24 protein-coding genes and 1 tRNA gene are annotated in these 15,991 nt (G+C 59.3%); 18 read left to right on the top strand and 7 right to left on the bottom strand.

The features are described 5' to 3' along the window. Window positions 1-10 precede the first annotated feature (10 nt). The gene (locus WHT83_RS06440) at window positions 11-925 is read right to left on the bottom strand and encodes an ArdC family protein (RefSeq protein WP_406873327.1); all 915 of its coding nucleotides are present in this window, start codon (window positions 923-925) and stop codon (window positions 11-13) included. A 161-nt stretch (window positions 926-1,086) separates the two neighbouring features. On the opposite strand from WHT83_RS06440, the gene WHT83_RS06435 reads away from it, so the two are divergent. Further along, complete coding sequence (locus WHT83_RS06435; RefSeq protein WP_406873326.1) at window positions 1,087-1,425, top strand: hypothetical protein; 339 nt, start codon at window positions 1,087-1,089, stop codon at window positions 1,423-1,425. A 13-nt stretch (window positions 1,426-1,438) separates the two neighbouring features. Here the strand turns inward: WHT83_RS06435 and WHT83_RS06430 are convergent, their stop codons facing one another. From WHT83_RS06430 to WHT83_RS06415, 4 genes are all read right to left on the bottom strand, one after another. Further along, window positions 1,439-2,080 (bottom strand): DNA methyltransferase, encoded by a 642-nt coding sequence (locus WHT83_RS06430; protein WP_406873325.1) that lies wholly within the window; start codon window positions 2,078-2,080, stop codon window positions 1,439-1,441. A 453-nt stretch (window positions 2,081-2,533) separates the two neighbouring features. Then, window positions 2,534-3,757, bottom strand: a complete 1,224-nt coding sequence (locus WHT83_RS06425) for a tyrosine-type recombinase/integrase (protein ID WP_406873324.1) — start codon at window positions 3,755-3,757, stop codon at window positions 2,534-2,536. Between the two features lie 57 nt (window positions 3,758-3,814). Beyond that, window positions 3,815-4,057, bottom strand: a complete 243-nt coding sequence (locus WHT83_RS06420; protein ID WP_406873323.1) for a hypothetical protein — start codon at window positions 4,055-4,057, stop codon at window positions 3,815-3,817. 37 nt (window positions 4,058-4,094) lie between these two features. Further along, on the bottom strand, window positions 4,095-4,331 hold the full coding sequence (locus tag WHT83_RS06415) for a hypothetical protein (protein WP_406873940.1): 237 nt from the start codon (window positions 4,329-4,331) through the stop codon (window positions 4,095-4,097). 259 nt (window positions 4,332-4,590) lie between these two features. On the opposite strand from WHT83_RS06415, the gene WHT83_RS06410 reads away from it, so the two are divergent. The 4 genes from WHT83_RS06410 to WHT83_RS06395 all read left to right on the top strand — a co-directional run bounded on the left by WHT83_RS06410 (window position 4,591) and on the right by WHT83_RS06395 (window position 7,247). Next, on the top strand, window positions 4,591-4,782 hold the full coding sequence (locus tag WHT83_RS06410; protein ID WP_406873322.1) for a hypothetical protein: 192 nt from the start codon (window positions 4,591-4,593) through the stop codon (window positions 4,780-4,782). Window positions 4,783-4,873: 91 nt separating this feature from the next. Then, window positions 4,874-5,281, top strand: coding sequence for a hypothetical protein (locus tag WHT83_RS06405; RefSeq protein WP_406873321.1), 408 nt, complete (start codon window positions 4,874-4,876; stop codon window positions 5,279-5,281). A 50-nt stretch (window positions 5,282-5,331) separates the two neighbouring features. Next, window positions 5,332-5,595, top strand: a complete 264-nt coding sequence (locus WHT83_RS06400; protein ID WP_406873320.1) for a hypothetical protein — start codon at window positions 5,332-5,334, stop codon at window positions 5,593-5,595. Next, entirely contained in the window at window positions 5,592-7,247 is a 1,656-nt protein-coding gene (locus tag WHT83_RS06395; RefSeq protein ID WP_406873319.1) for a recombinase family protein, read from the top strand. The genes WHT83_RS06400 and WHT83_RS06395 overlap by 4 nt, the downstream gene beginning before the upstream one ends. On the opposite strand, the gene WHT83_RS06390 is transcribed toward WHT83_RS06395, so the two are convergent. After that, a tRNA-Arg gene (locus WHT83_RS06390) sits at window positions 7,218-7,298 on the bottom strand. The two genes, WHT83_RS06395 and WHT83_RS06390, sit on opposite strands and share 30 nt — an antisense overlap. A 135-nt stretch (window positions 7,299-7,433) precedes the next feature. Between WHT83_RS06390 and WHT83_RS06385 the strand changes: the two genes are divergently transcribed. The 3 genes from WHT83_RS06385 to WHT83_RS06375 all read left to right on the top strand — a co-directional run bounded on the left by WHT83_RS06385 (window position 7,434) and on the right by WHT83_RS06375 (window position 9,809). Further along, window positions 7,434-8,669, top strand: coding sequence for a tyrosine-type recombinase/integrase (locus WHT83_RS06385; RefSeq protein WP_406873318.1), 1,236 nt, complete (start codon window positions 7,434-7,436; stop codon window positions 8,667-8,669). A 128-nt stretch (window positions 8,670-8,797) separates the two neighbouring features. Then, complete coding sequence (locus tag WHT83_RS06380; protein ID WP_406873317.1) at window positions 8,798-9,238, top strand: helix-turn-helix domain-containing protein; 441 nt, start codon at window positions 8,798-8,800, stop codon at window positions 9,236-9,238. After that, window positions 9,204-9,809, top strand: a complete 606-nt coding sequence (locus tag WHT83_RS06375; protein WP_406873939.1) for a PIN domain-containing protein — start codon at window positions 9,204-9,206, stop codon at window positions 9,807-9,809. Before WHT83_RS06380 ends, WHT83_RS06375 begins: the two co-directional genes overlap by 35 nt. Window positions 9,810-9,842: 33 nt before the next feature. Here the strand turns inward: WHT83_RS06375 and WHT83_RS06370 are convergent, their stop codons facing one another. Continuing rightward, window positions 9,843-10,289: a hypothetical protein gene (locus tag WHT83_RS06370; protein WP_406873316.1), complete on the bottom strand. Its 447-nt coding sequence runs from the start codon at window positions 10,287-10,289 to the stop codon at window positions 9,843-9,845. Between the two features lie 123 nt (window positions 10,290-10,412). Here WHT83_RS06370 and WHT83_RS06365 point away from each other — a divergent pair, with 123 nt between their 5' ends. From WHT83_RS06365 to WHT83_RS06320, 10 genes are all read left to right on the top strand, one after another. Then, complete coding sequence (locus WHT83_RS06365) at window positions 10,413-10,616, top strand: Arc family DNA-binding protein (RefSeq protein WP_406873315.1); 204 nt, start codon at window positions 10,413-10,415, stop codon at window positions 10,614-10,616. A 14-nt stretch (window positions 10,617-10,630) separates the two neighbouring features. Beyond that, complete coding sequence (locus tag WHT83_RS06360) at window positions 10,631-11,014, top strand: hypothetical protein (protein ID WP_406873314.1); 384 nt, start codon at window positions 10,631-10,633, stop codon at window positions 11,012-11,014. After that, on the top strand, window positions 11,011-11,253 hold the full coding sequence (locus tag WHT83_RS06355; protein WP_406873313.1) for a hypothetical protein: 243 nt from the start codon (window positions 11,011-11,013) through the stop codon (window positions 11,251-11,253). The genes WHT83_RS06360 and WHT83_RS06355 overlap by 4 nt, the downstream gene beginning before the upstream one ends. A gap of 23 nt (window positions 11,254-11,276) precedes the next feature. Then, the gene (locus WHT83_RS06350; protein WP_406873312.1) at window positions 11,277-11,489 is read left to right on the top strand and encodes a hypothetical protein; all 213 of its coding nucleotides are present in this window, start codon (window positions 11,277-11,279) and stop codon (window positions 11,487-11,489) included. Then, window positions 11,486-11,707, top strand: a complete 222-nt coding sequence (locus WHT83_RS06345) for a hypothetical protein (RefSeq protein ID WP_406873311.1) — start codon at window positions 11,486-11,488, stop codon at window positions 11,705-11,707. Before WHT83_RS06350 ends, WHT83_RS06345 begins: the two co-directional genes overlap by 4 nt. Before the next feature lie 120 nt (window positions 11,708-11,827). After that, window positions 11,828-12,127: a hypothetical protein gene (locus WHT83_RS06340; RefSeq protein WP_406873310.1), complete on the top strand. Its 300-nt coding sequence runs from the start codon at window positions 11,828-11,830 to the stop codon at window positions 12,125-12,127. Between the two features lie 217 nt (window positions 12,128-12,344). Next, the gene (locus WHT83_RS06335) at window positions 12,345-13,115 is read left to right on the top strand and encodes a YdaU family protein (RefSeq protein ID WP_406873309.1); all 771 of its coding nucleotides are present in this window, start codon (window positions 12,345-12,347) and stop codon (window positions 13,113-13,115) included. A 1-nt stretch (window position 13,116) separates the two neighbouring features. Then, a complete protein-coding gene (locus WHT83_RS06330; protein ID WP_406873308.1) occupies window positions 13,117-14,868 on the top strand; it encodes a DnaB-like helicase C-terminal domain-containing protein in 1,752 nt (583 codons plus the stop codon). Continuing rightward, window positions 14,865-15,197 (top strand): hypothetical protein, encoded by a 333-nt coding sequence (locus WHT83_RS06325; protein ID WP_406873307.1) that lies wholly within the window; start codon window positions 14,865-14,867, stop codon window positions 15,195-15,197. Before WHT83_RS06330 ends, WHT83_RS06325 begins: the two co-directional genes overlap by 4 nt. Beyond that, on the top strand, window positions 15,194-15,712 hold the full coding sequence (locus WHT83_RS06320) for a transcription termination/antitermination protein NusG (RefSeq protein ID WP_406873306.1): 519 nt from the start codon (window positions 15,194-15,196) through the stop codon (window positions 15,710-15,712). The genes WHT83_RS06325 and WHT83_RS06320 overlap by 4 nt, the downstream gene beginning before the upstream one ends. The last annotated feature ends 279 nt before the right edge of the window (window positions 15,713-15,991 follow it).

The following is a 15,991-nucleotide window of genomic DNA, read 5'->3' as shown; positions in this document are numbered from 1 at the left end:
AGGCCGCCGCTCAGGCGGCGGCCTCCAGCGGGCGGCTGAAGCGCCCGAGGTAATCGGCGGCGCGCTGCGCGTGCGCGGCGGCGGCGAAAACGGCGCGATTGTCCTCCTTCAAGCCGGACAGCCAGTGACCGATGTAGGCCGCATGGTCGGCCCGGTCTTCGAGCTTCAGGCCCAGGTCGGCGCAAAGGAACGCCGCGCCCAGCTCGGCCACGAGCTCTTCGCGAGCATAGCCGTCATCGCCGAACTTCTTGCGCCCGAAATCCCGGTCAAGACGAGTCGCATGGCGAGTCCAGTGGGTCGCCTCATGGGCGAGCGTTGCGTAGTAGGCCTGCGCGTCGCGGAACGCCTCGAAGGGCGGCATCTGAATGTAGTCGAGCGCCGGGCTGTAATAGGCGCTATCGCCGCCATGCCGGATATCGGCGCGGGTCGCGGCGAAGAAGGCCTCAGCCCCGGCAATCCGCTCGTCAGGATTCCGACTGGCGTGCGCCAGCGCATGGAAGTGCCCGGGCAGGCCCTCGATCTGCTCGACATTGAAGACCGTGTAGGCCTTGAGGAACGGAATGGCCCGCTCGGTCTCATCGCCCGTGGCGTCATCGGTCTCGGTGCGGCGCATCGTGTCGGCGTAGACGACGGGCGAGCCCTTCTCGCCCTTGCGGACGTGGCCGCCAAGCTCGATGGCCTGCTTAAAGGTCATCCAGATGGGCGCCGCGTAGTGCCCCGTCATCGCCGACGCCCAGAGCGTGAGGACGTTGATGCCGGCATAGGGCTGGCCATTATGGCGCAGCGGCCGGGAGACGTGCCCCGCCGCGTGGGCGGCGTTCCAGGGCTGGGTCCAGGGCTTCACGCCCTGCTCAAGCGCTTCGATAATCTGGTTGGTGATGCGGCTGTAGACATCCTGCCGCGGGGTTTCGTTAGTGGTCGTCATGACCTTGCTCCTTGCGTTGCGGGTTTTCCTCAAGACGCGGGCAAGGAAGGACGGGCGAATGAGCCGGCGTGTCAGGCCCTAACACGGTCCCGCCCCTTGAAGGCGGGAGTGGTGCGGGCGGGGTTTGACCGGACGGCGCGCCCGGCCAGAACTCAGCGTCAATGGTTGAGGAAATCCGCCGTTGGGGCGGTCATGCGTGCCGCAAGGGCCCCGCCGCCGCTGTCATCCAGGAAGAATGCAACCCGGTGACAGAGAAAGGTTTGGCCATGAAATACCAGGACTGGAAAAAGCACTCTGCGCGGCGCAAGGCGCTCTGGCCCGGCGACTCGAAGGGCTATCTGCACCGCCAGCACAAAGTGACGATCAGCATCGACGCCGAGCTGGCCGAATGGCTGGTGGAGAATGTCGTGGGGCGGTCGTCCTATACGTGCGACCTCGAAGAGACCATCGTGACGGCGTTGCGGATAGCAAGGCGCGATGCCAGTACGCCACGGCATTAGGGCTATGCCGCCATTATGCGGCAAGCCGGTCGATGGCGACCCGGTGATGCTGGGTCGCCAGTTCAACGCCTATGAAGTCCCGGCCGGTCTGGCGGGCAGCCACGAGCGTGGAGCCGGAACCACAGAACGGGTCCAGCACAATCCCGCCTTGGGGACAGAATGCTTCAATCAGGGGCGCCAGAACCGAAACCGGCTTTTGCGTAGGATGCAGCCGGTTGCCTGTGTAGGCCCAATCGATGACGTCAGCCGGTGGCGTTGCCGGTAATGCGGGGCTGCCCTTCGCCAGCACATAGGCGCATTCATGACGGTACTCGACGAACCGGGCGCTGGCTGCATAGGGCTTGTTGAAAACGAGGTGCCCGACGATGCGAAATCCCGCTTTGCGCCACGCATCAATGAACAGGTCAGCAGCCTGCCATCCATAGAAGCTGACGCACAGGCTATCGCGCCGCAGGAGGCGGTATATTTCCACCGCCGAGGGAACGAGCCAGTCCGCCTGATGGTCGTTCAAGACGGTCTGTCCGCTGCGCGGGCGGTAGTTCATCAGGTAGGGCGGGTCCGTCAGGACGAAGTCCACGGAATTTGATGGCAGGCCTTGCATGACATCGATGCAGTCACCCTGGAATACGCGGTTTCGATAATCTTCTTTCGTCATTGAGATATCTCCTCCTCTTGCTGTTTCAGAAGCGAGGAAAGGACAGGCTGCCAAGCGGCGTCCGCACCGGAGGGAAACAGCCAACACGGGAGGCTTCAGCCGAATGGAGCGGGCGGCTGTTGCGGAGGCTGCGTGGCCTGTCAGGGCGAGCAAGGAAGGTGAAACAGCAGGGGTGAGCAGTGTTGATGATTTGACGTATTACGCAGCCAAGGAGCCGGTAACGAAGCTCGATGCGAGGCAGGATTCGCCACAAACTTGCCACAAGCTCAAACGGGCTACGCCGGACAATCGAGGATTTCTGCGGGTTTCAGCGGACTCGTGTCTTGTGGCAAAAATGAGCAAAAATGGCTCATTATCGAAAAGAATATACATCTAAGTGATTGATCTTGCAGGTGGAGCGGGTGAAGGGAATCGAACCCTCATAGCCAGCTTGGAAGGCTGCTAGAAACCCAGCTATTCTGCGGCTTCCAGCGTATTCGCCACAAACTCGCCACATGGCCGCTCGCCAAGTATCTGAGCGGCAAGCTTTTCTGCCGATTCACGGTAGTGCTCGTCGCGCCCACGGATCAGGTGGCCGTAGATGTTGAACGTGATTTCGATCTTTGAGTGGCCCATAGCCTTCTGAATGAATTTTAGGTCGTGACCGCCCTCGATCAGCTTCGAAGCAAAATAGTGCCGAAGCGCGTAGGGCGTATAACGCGGGATCAGTACTGTCTTCCCTCTACGCACTTCCTCATCAACAAGGCCCGCCTCCTTCATCAACGGGTCCCAAGCACCTGCTCGGAAATTGACGAGTGCCATCGGCTTTCCGCTGGCGGTCGGAAATACAAGATCTTGCGCGGATGCTGGGCAGTCGGTGCGCCACGCTTCAAGCATCTCGACGAGAAACGACGGAATGAACAACGTGCGTCTTCCAGCTCGCGATTTCACCGGTCCAATGTCCCCAGTTTTGTCGGCGCGCTGTGTGATCCGAACCTGGCCTCCTGCAAGACCCTTCCATGAAAGGCCGCGGTACTCGGACGGGCGCATACCTGTGAAGCCAGCCAGATAGATGAGCGGGCGATACCGAGCCCATACCTCCGCCATGTAGTTGTTCTTCTGTGCCATGCGGTCGGCTGCCGCGTAAATTTCGCGCACTTCCTCGTCGGTCGGGATGACAACCTCGCCATCCTCTTCTTCATAGCGCCCGCCGGACTTGATGGTGATGCCGGCTGCCGGGTCGCCTTTGATGAGGCCTTCGGATTTCATCTCTATGATGACAGAGTGAAAAGAGGACAGGCAGCGGCGCGCCAAATCGCGCGTCCTGGTTTCAAGAAGCCATTTGCGGAAGGCGACGACGTCAGGCTGCTCAAGCTCGTGGAGCGGCTTGGTCCAGCGATATTCTTTTATGACCTTCGCGCGACGGGCATACTCGTTGTAGGTCTGCTTCTCGACCTTCTCGCGCCCGTCCCGCCCAATCTTCTCGCAGATGGACAGCCAGCGGTCGACGGCGTCAACCACGCTGATGGCTTGTCCGCCGGGTACGCTCTCGAAAGACCCGAGATTTTCGGTGAATGCGCGCGCCTCCTTCAGGGTGTCGAAGGTGGCATACTCGTAACCGGTCTTAGCTGTTCTGCTGGGGTAACGGACCTGATACGTGGTCCCCTTACGGCCCGTGCGCTTCCTTATATCTGCCATAGGAAATCATTGTTTTTATTGTTGTTTCAACCATAGAACAAAATATGAACATAGAAGTCAATCTTTATCGACGAAATCCCGCACGGCTTCACTTTGAAGTTGCTGGTAAATTGCGACCAACGTGCCTTTTTCTATTTTCAGTGTCCCTTCCACCGGGTCGACGAAGAACGGCAACTTCCGATGACCGTGGGCATCACGGTCGGCGGCGCGCTTCATCTGGCGTGGCGTCAGCTGCACCCCAATTTCCGCCAGCACTTGGCGCGCTTGTTCCAGACCTATGTAACAGGGCGGCAGTTTCATGCCGCACCACCTTTCCCGTCTTCGCTCCGGGCGTCGTTCAGAGGCTGTATTCCTCTGCCGCCGACCGGTAAGGCCCTTTCTTCGTCACGCGCGAAAGCACCTTCCCGCGCTCGTCGCGCAGGATGACCTTCTCGCCGAATTCGTCTGTGGGGTTTACGAAGACAGTTACGTTGCGCGCATGGCGCAAGTTGTATTGTTCTTCGATTTCACCAAGGGCCTCAAATAATGCCTGCCGTAACTGAGCCATCGTTAATTGGCCGCGTACGCTAATCATAATAGACACGTAAATCTCTTAAATAGTCTCTCCCAATATAAGGACATTCTACCACGCGCGCGCGGCGGCCAGCAAACTTCGCGAGGGCTTGCGACGCGCCGAGCATGGCACACAACAGGCCACTGTCTCCCTCTCTCCGGGCGCAGCGCAGTCCATCTCTCCTTTCTCTTTCGCAACCCGCCATCGGTCCTTCTGCCGATTGTCTGTGTGTGGGGCTCAAAGGCCCCGATTGGCGGGGCCGCGAGAGAAAGGAACTACGATGTCCCGCACCTTCACCCTTCAAGACCTTCAGCACTTGAGCCTGTCCGCGCTCCACAGACTGCGCGGCACACTGCACCGCGAAATGGCGCTGGCTGCGCCGCATTCGCAGCAAGCGCGTGAGATATTTGCGAGCCTCGATGCCGTAAACCGCGTCATCCGCCAGCGCACGACCGGCCCCCGCATGAGCTAGCCGGCAGGCGCGAGGTTTTCGCGTGGAACGACAAGGTACTGGCCTGTTACAAGGTCAGTACTCAACGCCACGCTTTTCAAGGGTTTCGGCCATGTCGAATACGAAAACCACCATCATGATGCCGGACCCAATTGAGCACTTTATTGCCGAAGGGTTAGGCCGGCTCAATGTCGACGGCACAACACCCGAACAAACCACACAGGCGTTTCAGGAGATAATCAATCTCCTCGCCATCCTCATGTCCGGCCATCATGGCCCGGACATGGATGATCCAACCTACTTCCGGCAGATGGAAGAGAACGCCTTTGCGTGGGGCCATGCACGGCGCGTAACGCCGGAGGCGCAGGCGGTCGGCAAGGCCTTCCTCGCCTTCCTCAAGGATGCCGTCGAAAGCCCTGCTTTCGAGCTCCTGCAGGAAAACACCCGCCGTGGCGATGAATCGGAGGCGTTCGACCCCGGCGGCGGCCTGAAAGACCGGCGCCAGGACGGCAATGCCTAAGCCGTCAACACGATGACTCTTAACTTGAACACTTTCCTGAGGACGCGGAGATGCGCGGACGCCAGTCCAGCCATCGCGAGCTGCTGCGCCCTGCTACCGGCGAGAAGGCCGGCGGCAGTGACAGCACGCGTCCTGCCGTCATCGCCGACAATCTTGAGCTTTTCCCCGTCACTGCGGAAGAGCTGGATGCCATCGAAGCATTCCTGATGCCGGAGATACTGCGCCTGCTGGAAACAGGCGCCAGCAATCAAGATGACTCGAAACGGCCCCAAACAACTGCAATAGTGCCGGAAAATGAGGGGGCACTGTCATGAAGCTTCTCAATCGCACGACTCTGGATGCGAAAAACACTGACACCCTGCGCGCGGCCCTCTATCTACGCGTATCGACCGGCCGCCAGGCCGAGAACGACCTTTCCATTCCCGACCAGCGGCGACAGGCGCAGGAGTTTTGCAAGGCGCGAGGCTGGCAGGTCGTCATTGAGTTCGTCGACGCGGGCCTTAGCGGGACCGACGACCGCCGTCCTGAGCTGCAGCGCCTGCTCGACCTTGCGGCGGGCGGCGACTCCCCATTCGATGTCGTCGTAGTGCATTCCTTCAGCCGCTTTGCGCGCGACCATTTCGCGCTCGAATACCACGTCCGCCGCCTGCGCAAGAACGGCGTAAAGCTCGTCAGCATCACCCAAGATCTCGGCGATGACCCGATGAGCGTCATGGTCCGGCAGGTCTTCGCCCTGTTCGACGAATACCAGTCCAAGGAAAACGCCAAACACGTCCTCCGCGCCATGCAGGAGAATGCCCGGCAGGGCTTCTGGAACGGCGCCGCCGCACCGTATGGATATGCCATCGTGGCTGCGGAGCAGCGGGGAGCAAAGACCAAGAAACGCCTCGCCATAGATGCCGTAGAAGCAGAAGTGGTGCGGCTGATGTTCCGCCTTGTCCACGAAGGCAACGGCACGAGCGGCCCGCTCGGCGTCAAAGCCCTTGCCTGCTACCTGAACGAACGGGGCTACCGGACCCGGCGCGGCGCGCGGTGGGGTATCGGCCCGCTCCACGCGCTCCTGACCAGCCCGACCTACAAGGGCGAGTACCGCTTCAACCGCAAAGTCTGGAAGACGAAAGAAGACAAGCCCGAAGCCGATCAAATCATGGTCGCGGTCGACCCTATCATTGACCCGGCCCTGTTCGATGCCGTGCAGGCCCGTCTGAAATCTCGTAACCCGAAGCAGACCCCGCCGCGCGTTGTCACCGGACCTATCCTCCTGACGGGCCTTGCGACATGCGCCAGCTGCGGCGGCGGCATGACGCTGCGGACCGGCAAGTCGGGACGTTACCGCTATTACACCTGCGCTACCTGCGCTCAGCAGGGCAAATCTGCCTGCCCGGGCCGGTCCATCCCGATGGACAAGCTAGACCAAATCGTCACCGACCAGCTCAACGCATCGCTATTCACGACCGAAAGGGTCCGCGCAATACTCGGCGGGCTGATGTCCCGCCAAGCTTCGCGCAGCGAGGACCACGCGCAGCGCCTGTCGGCTCTTCAAAAAAAGGTCGCAGAGTGCGAAGGCCGCCTGTCACGGCTCTACGACGCAATCGAAAACGGCATCGCCGATGCGTCCGACCCGACGCTGAAAGGCCGACTCGCATCGCTCAAGGCCGAGCGCGATCAGGCGAAGGCCGCAAAAGACCGCGCCTTCGCCGAGCTTCAGCCGGAAACCAGAATCACCGAAGAGAAAATCAGCGCCTTCGCCGCCCTCATGCGCGAGAACGTCGCCAACGGCGCGATCCCCTTCCGCCGCGCCTACCTGCGCTCCGTCATCGACCAGGTCGAAGTCGACGACACAGAAATCCGCATCCACGGGCGGAGGGACGTTCTGGAGCGACTTGTCATGGGAGGTGGGGCTACTCCGGCAGGAGTGCCCAGTTTTGTTCGGAAGTGGCGCACCCGACAGGATTCGAACCTGTGACCTCTGCCTTCGGAGGGCAGCGGTAAAGGATTTCCTCGAATTTACCTGTGCTTGCCAATCCTTTCTAACACAATGAAATTACGGGGATTTCACCTTTCTGTCAATTGCTGGCGTTTACTCCCCTCTTCCCAAGTTTCCGATTTTATGGTGACTCTGTGGTGACACCAAATCGGAAGGCAGAGGTTGATGGCGAAGCTGACAAAGAGCTTGATCGAGGGGGCGACAGCCCGCGACAGCGCGTACTTCGTTTGGTGCAGCGAACTGCCTGGCTTCGGCATCCGGGTATTCCCGACCGGCAAGAAGACCTTCTACGCTGACTACTACAACTCAGACGGTCAGCGGAAGCGCATGTCCATCGGCCCGTACGGCAAGCTGACACTCGACGAGGGTCGGAAGCTGGCGCGGATCACGCTTGGCAGCGTCCTGGCTGGCGAGGATCCGGCACTCGAACGCAAGACCCGCCGAAGCTCAATCACCGTTTCCGAGCTTTGCGACGACTACATCGCGGCTGTCGAGAAGGGGCTTGTGCTGGGCAAGGGGCGCCGTCCGAAAAAGCCGTCTACCCTCGCCACGGATAAAGGCAGGATCGAGCGCCACATCAAGCCGCTGCTCGGCCGCAAGCTGGTGATCGACGTCAAGCAATCGGACATCTCGAAATTCATTCGCGACGTCACCACCGGCAAGACGGCGGCCATTGAGAAGACCGAGAAGCTGCGGGGCAAGGCCATCGTCGAGGGCGGCGCGGGCACTGCCAGCCGAACCGCCGGCCTGCTCGGCGGGATTCTTTCCTTTGCGATGTCCGAAGGCATCATCGAGGCCAACCCGGCCCGAGGCGTGAAGCGCCCGAATGACGGGCAGCGCCAACGCCGCCTAGATGCGGCAGAATACGCTGCCCTCGGCAAAGTCCTGGCGGATGGCTCCGAGCCATGGCAGGCCGTCGCCTGTGTCAAGCTTCTGGCCTTCACCGGTTGCCGCCGCGGCGAGATCGAGGGGCTGAAATGGAGTGAGGTCGACATCGAGGGCAAGGCGCTCCGATTGAGCGATTCCAAGACAGGCGCCTCGATCCGTCCCCTCGGCCAAGCAGCGGTCGATGTTCTCAGGGGTATCGAGCGCAAGAAGGGTGTCGACTATGTGCTGCCCGGCGTGCGGGACGAGAGCAAGCCCTATGGTGGCCTGGCGGGCGCGATGGAGCGCATTATGAAGGCGGCCAAGCTTGACGGCGTCACAGCCCACACGCTGCGCCACAGCTTCGCGTCGGTCGGCGCGGACCTGGATTTCTCCGACAGCACAATCGGGGCCTGCCTCGGCCACTCAGGCAGCGGCATTACCAGCCGCTACATACACCGGCTCGACACTGTGCTGATTGCCGCAGCGGACAAGATTGCGTGCGAGGTGGAGCGGCAAATGTCGGCGATGGCGTGATTGGAACGCATCCCAGTGGGTGTGACGAATTGAATCAGCGCGCGAACGAAACGTTTATCTGTTTCGTTTATTGCGTTTATTCGCGAATATGCCCATATCTGTAGACGTGAACTACGGAGAACAAAACCATGCTACTCGAACGCCCAGGCACTGTTGTGCCCACCAAGGATGATGCCGAGCTAGCAGCTAAGGCAAGCCGTATGTTGTCGCGCCGTGCGAAGACAGCTCTGCGCATCCGCTTGGACGACGGAGAAGAATTGACCCTCCCCACGGCTGCCGCCAAGTTGCTGACGCATCTGCTTACAGAAATGTCGCAAGGGAATGCTGTGACGTTAATCCCGCTGCACGCCGAACTAACGACCAGGCAAGCAGCGGATTTTCTCAACGTTTCACGACCGCATGTGGTCAAGCTTCTAGATCAAAAGAAGATCCCCTTCCACAAAGTGGGGACGCATCGACGTATCTATTTTACTGACCTGGAGGCATTCAAAGAGACGCATGAAGTAGGCCGTCGTCAGGCTCTTGATGAGATAGCTGCTGAGGCTCAAGAAATGGGGATGGGCTATTAGGATCGCCGGCTACACAGTCATCCTCGACGCTTGTGTTCTGTACCCCGCTCCGCTGCGAGACTTCCTGCTGGAACTCGCGGCGAGCGGGATATTTCGTGCAAGGTGGTCGGATATGATCCACGACGAGTGGATTCGCAATTTGTCGGAGAACCGACCGGACCTCGACGCAACGCGACTTGCTCGTACCCGCCAACTCATGAACGAAAGCGTACTCGGCGCCCTAGTCGAAGGCTTCGAGGATCTAATCCCGTCAATGAATTTGCCGGACGATGATGACCGTCACGTACTGGCAGCGGCAGTTCATGCCGGTGCCGATGCCATCGTCACAGCCAACCTCAAGGATTTTCCAACAGCCGTGGCGAAGCAATACGAACTGGAAATCCTGCACCCTGACGAATTCCTGTACCAGCAATTCGGCCTAGACCAGGCTGCCGTCGTGATTGCGGCGCGAAACTGCCGAATGCGCCTCCGAAACCCGCCTAAGACGGCAGATGAGTACCTCGCGATCCTTGAGGCCCAATCCCTGCCGCTGTTAGTCGGCGAACTTCGAGCATTTCGGGATCTCATTTAATAGTCCACTGCCGGCGAACCTGGCCGCGCCGGATTAGCCATAAACTCGCCTCCATGTCGTGGTGGCAAAATTCTGCATTAGGGTACTTCTCTTGTCGGCAGGGATCAAACTCTTGTCCCGGATGCCGAAGACGACCTCCCATTTGTCGCCAATAATCCTTTCCCACACGCCCAGATGCGGGTTGATCGATTTCGCTGCTTGGTCCGCGTTATGAAGTAGGCGCTGATTAAGTTGGTAGTCAAATTCCAGCCCCGGGGATATTTTGTTTGCCAAGATAGGATCTATCCACTTTGCAACAAAAGCGTCCTGATCAAAATCCATGGGGGCCGGATACTTCTCTTCTAGAACAGCCACAATTTCGGCGTTCAATGATCGATTGTTGAGCTTGGCAGCGTCTTCAACGCGAGCTTTCAGATCGGGCTGCATTCGCAGCCCGAATGGCGCGATGTTTGCCATCGGTTTCCGCTCGTCCGTCATCATGTCGCCCCCAAAGGCCCCGCCTGATAACTACATAATGTAGTCACGCCCTCTTGACTATGGCTACAAAGTGTAATCATTTGGTAAATGGCTACATTCTGTAGTTAGATGACATTTGAGGCCCCCATGAAGTCAAAGTCGCAGCCGCTTAACGTTCGCCTGCCGCACGGCATGCGCGACCGCATCCGCCAACGTGCGGCTGCAAATCGACGGTCGATGAATGCTGAGATCGTCCACTACCTCGACTGCGCGCTTGGTGCGCAGGAAGCAAAAGGCCCGGCAGAGGCGGCAACCTCTCCGAGCCATGTCACCCACCAACTACCGGCTTAATGGAGATTGGAAAGATGATGAGCGAACATAACACCGCTCTGCCTGATGGGGCAAGCGCGAACAGCCTGGCACACTTTGCAGAGGCTCTTTCCTTTATGCGCGTTAGAGCGCCGAAGGGCTCTGGCATCAATTACTGGTGCGTTGAACCAACTGGGGCATACGGGAACGACTGCGCGATCGGCGCGAAGCTGGCAACTGAATACCTTGAGTTTATCGGCAAGCACCCGACGGTGGGTCACGCTACGCTGCTTAACTGCATCGTGAGCGACATTCACAAGAACGCTGGCAGTAGGCAGTTCAGCGGCATCGAGGTCGGTTTTTTCCGACAGATCAACCAATTCGCGATGGTCGCGGCACAACTCTGGACAGGCAACCTTCCGAAAGGGGGTGCCCAATGAGCGCCGTGACAGAAACATTAAACTACACCGACCTCGAAAGCGAACTGCACGACGCGGTCAACATGTCGGCCATAGCTTGCGAGCTGCTTGAGAGGGCTGACAGCAACGGCTTCAAAAACGTCGATTGGCAAATCCTAGTGTTCGCGGTTTATCACTCGAACAGTCTGCTGATCGATCTGAAACGGTGTTTTGACAAGATCCACGACAGTAATGTCGCGGCGAAAGGGGGCCAGCTATGAGCCGGTTTATCCCCCACGGCGACATGACTGCCGACCAGATCATCCAATGCAGCTACGAAGCATCGGCGATGCTTTGCCTTTGTGAGGCGGCGGCCTGGGCGATCCAGAACGGCGAGAACTCGCCAGAAGAACTGGCAGGCGCCATCGTTGCAGGAATGCAGCTCGCTCGCGACTTGGTCGGCGTCATGCATGACGCCCTCGAAAGTCACGAAGGCCTGAAAGGCGGCGCCCAATGAACGCCGCCAAGCAAGGTGATGTCGTTCTCGGCATCCTCCGTATCGAAACGTTGATGAACGTTTGCGCGCTCGCTCTGGAAGGTAGCCGAGAACTAGCCGGCACCACTGGAGATCTTGCCCACGATCAAATCCGCTCGGTTCTTGAGTACGGGGCCGAGTTGCTAGGCGAGATTGCTGTTGAGGCAGAGCGCGCCCTCCCCAAGAAAGGCGGTGAGTGATGGCTCGGCTTCTGAGGGAGGTTGAATGATGGCTTCCGTAGGGAAACAGCCGGAACATCACGGCAAATTCAGTATGGCCGGTAAGAGAACGCGGAACTTTGGCCGACTAGGAAAGTTGAAATGATGATCAACCAGAAGGAACGCGCTCCCACGCCTTTGGTTCCGCCCGCAATCGTTCCTGGAGTTTCGATGACTCTACGCCCCCGACTTCGTCGTAAAGACGTCCCGGCCTATTTGGCCTCAACCCATGGCATCGACATTGCCCTGTCAACGTTGAACAAGCTCGCCACAATCGGTGGCGGGCCAGAAATGCAGTATTCCGGCCGCATCCCCCTTTACCATATCGAAGCCCTCGACGCCTGGGCTGCGGCTCGCCTGTCCAAGCCTGTTCGATCAACCTCAGAGAGGTCGGCGGCATGATGGGCAAAGATGATCATATGAATTCTGAACAGGATGCAGCCTTCAGAGAATGGCAGCGCCTAGCCTTCCAAGCTGCGGAAACCAAGGCCGCTTCCGACGCCCACGCTGCCGGCCAAGCGTTCGGTCGGTTCTTCTACACCTACGTCGCCCGAACTTATCGGCCCGCTACTATCATTCCATTCCGTAGACGGAATAACGACTTCGGGGGCGCTGCCTGATGGTCGGCGATCCCATCCCTGTAGATTATGTGCCTGATTACGAAGACTGTGTCCTGCCCTACGTGCAGTGGTACCAAGACGACTTCGTTGGCGGCGTGCGTGGCATGCGCGCCCACGAGATCGGCGTCTACACGATGCTGCTCATGGAGATGTATGCGCGCGGCAAGGCGCTGGACCTGTCGGAAAGTCGGCTGGCCCGGCTCTGCGGCATCGATAAGCGCGCCTTTGCGACCATCCTGCAGATGCTCATCGACGAGGGGAAAATCATCCGCCTTGCCTGCGGTCTGTGGAATGACCGGTGCGAAAATGCGTTCAAGTCCCGCGCAAAAATGCTGAAGACAAATTCTGAGGCCGGAAAAGCTTCAGCGGGAAAACGCAATAAAATCAAAGGCGCGCCTGAACGACCGTTCAACGAGCGTTCAACGGTCGTTCAACCAAGCTCAGAAGCTCAGAAAGAAAAAGAAGAAACTAACGTTTCTTCCAAAAAGCAGGGCTCTCGCCTTCCGGAAGATTGGACGCTCCCAAAAGCCTGGGATGATCTGGCGGTCGAGCAAGGGCTATCCGAATTCGAGATCAAGCGGGAGGCGGTGAAATTCCGCAACTACTGGGTCGGCGTCGCCGGGCAAAAAGGTGTCAAACGAGACTGGAAGGGCACTTGGCAGAACTGGGTGATCAAAGCCCTTGAGGACCGCCAGAAGCGGCCCGGTGCCCGTGCTGTGCGAAACGCGCACGGCGATCTGACCAACGCATTCCTCTTCAGCCGAGGTTGACTTGACCGACACCAGTGCTGCCCTTGCCGAGCATGGCATCCGATTGCGGGACCATAAGACCGGCAATCACAAGACGACGTGTCCGAGCTGCTCCAGCGCTCGGCGCAAGAAGACCGATCAATGCCTGTCCGTGACAATCGAGAACGATGGGCGTGTGGTCTGGAACTGCCACCATTGCGGCTGGAGCGGCGGGGCCGGGGGCGAAGGCTACCGACCTATCCGTGAGCGGCGAACCTACCGCAAGCCCGAACGGGTGGAAAACCCACAGCGTCCTGAAACGCTCTACGGATGGTTCACCAAGCGGGCGATCACGCACGCTGTGGTCGACCAGTTTGGCGTCTACAAGACCCGTAAATGGTTCCCGCAAACCAATGCGGAAGAGGACTGCTTGGCCTTCCCCTACGAGTGGCAGGGCGAGCTTCGCAATGTCAAATACCGGACTGTCACCAAGCTGTTTCGCCAGGAGAAGGAGCCCGAGCCGGTCTTCTTCAACGCAGACAGCATTGCCGAAGGCGAAGACCTGATCATCTGCGAAGGCGAGGTCGACGTGATGTCGTTCGCGGTTGCCGGGTTCCTGCATGTCGTGTCATTGCCCAACGGGGCCCCATCGAAAGAGGAAGCCAGCGACAAGCGTTATGAGCCGTTCGGGACGCATTGGGAGGATCTGCTCAAAGTCCGCCGCATCCTGATCGCCAGCGACATGGACGAACCCGGCGAAATGCTCGCGCAGGAGATCGCCCGTCGTGTCGGACGTGACCGTTGCTTTCGCGTGCGGATGCCAGCCGGTGGTCACGTCCAGTGCAAGGATGCCAACGAGTGCCTGACGGATCACGGCATAGAGGTTCTGCGCGAGTGCGTGGCCCAAGCTGAGCCGTGGCCGATTGACGGCCTGCACGACGTCGAGGATTTCGCCGTTGATGTCATGGACCTCTATCATGGCCGGGGGCCTCGGCCCCTCTCAACGGGGTTCTCCGAACTCGACAAGGCGTTCAAATACATTCCCGGCCAGTTCATCGCCGTGACCGGTATTCCCAACCACGGGAAATCACGGGTCATCGACCAGATAGCCATTCAAACCGCGCGGCTGCGAAACGAAAAATGGGCGATGTTCTCTCCCGAGACAGGCGAGGCCAACCATGTCGCCGATCTCTGCGAGATATGGGCTGGGCAGCCATTCTACGACGGCCCTAACCAGCGAATGACCGAAGCCGATTTGGCATCGGCAATACTCTGGCTCAACGAGCGAATTTTCCTGCTCGGCGCCGTCGAGCATACGCCGTCCATCGACTGGTTGCTTGAACGGGCACGTGCCGCGGTGATCCGTTACGGAGTCACCAATATCGTCATCGATCCCTACAACGAGGTAGAGGCATCCCGCCCGGAAAAACTGACCGAGACGGAGTTCGTTTCGCAGCTGATCTCCAAGTGCAAACGCTTCGCCAAGCACCATGGGTGCGCCGTTTGGATGGTGATCCACCCCACGAAGATGAAAACCACCGAGGACGGCAAGGACCCGGTTCCAGGACTCTATGACCTCGCGGGAAGTGCCCACTGGCGCAACAAGGCCGATGCCGGTCTGGTTGTCTATCGGGACTACGAGAGCGAAACGACCTTCGTCATTTCCAAGAAGATCAGGCGACAGCCGATCTGCGGCAGGCCAGGCTCAGTAAAGTTCGAGTTCATCGGCGCCGACCGACGTTTCCGTGACTACCCTGACAGCTATGCCACGCTTGGCAGTAAGGACGGAGTATGAAGCCAGAAGCTCACTACGTTCTGCCGGACGAGTTGGGTGGACTGCGCGACTGGCTCGCCAAGCAAGGCGTCGATGTCGACCACCTCAAGACCGAGCGCCAGGCGCTTTATCTCGGGACAGTGCTGGGTCGGCGAAAGGTGCGAATGCCTAGGCGCGGGAAGCCCTGTTTCCCCGCCCTGTTGCACTTGCAATCACTGCTCGGTCTTCGGGGATATCGCTCCAAGGATTGGGACAAATACCAGCAGAGCAAGCTTGGAACATTCGGGCCAGCCTCACCGGTCCGCCGTATCGATCCCACCGCATATCAGTCGATGAAGGAAGCCAAATGAAGCACGCCACTGATACGATCCGCTGGTATGTGGTTCGCGCTCGGCCTTCGCTCGAACTCAAGGCTGCCGAAGAGATCGCCGGCCTTGGCCAGGTCGTCTACGTTCCGCGGTTCCGCAAGGAGTATAAGCACGCTCGGCACAAGCGATGGTCGGTGAAGTATTTCTCCCTGCTGACTGGCTACCTGTTCGTGCTGGCGTCCGACCATTGGGTGCGCGTGCTGGGGTGCGAAAGCGTTGACATCATCTTGCGTTCGGAGAACGGCGAGCCGGTCCCAATTCCTGACGAGACGGTGCAGGCGATTCGACAGAAGCAGGAAACCGGCGAGTACGACGAGATGCGGGTGCATGGTCGTGTCGAGGTCGGATCCTCGATCAAGGTCGTCAACGGCGCATTGTTTGGCTTGCGTGGCGAGGTCGCGGCATCCACCGACGAGCACGTCATCATGATGTTGCAGATGTTCGGGCGGGAAGTTCGTACCAAGGCACCTCTTGAAATCCTTGGAAAGGTAGGTTAATTTCGGAGCCGAAATGAGTTGGCGATTTGCTCGCCTGTGCGGGGCCTGAGAGTCACACGCCGGAGCAATGCGGGGCAGATCGCCGCCCCGCCCGCCGGGAAAATGCGCCCGGAGTTCAGTCCGCTCGCTCCAGCCCAGTAAGCCACCAAGTGACGCTGTCGCGTGTGAGCTGAACATGGCGTTGACCCGTCTTCGCTATCAACTGTGATGCGACACCTATTGCCTCGTCATAGTCTGCAAACTCCTGGATCCATGGGAGTTCATCGCCGACTGGCGGGC

The sequence above is a fragment of the Aminobacter sp. P9b genome, from assembly GCF_045345995.1.
Classification (GTDB): Bacteria; Pseudomonadota; Alphaproteobacteria; order Rhizobiales; family Rhizobiaceae; genus Aminobacter; species Aminobacter niigataensis.
Note: the sequence above shows the minus strand (reverse complement) of the source record. Positions and strands in the feature narration are given on the sequence as shown.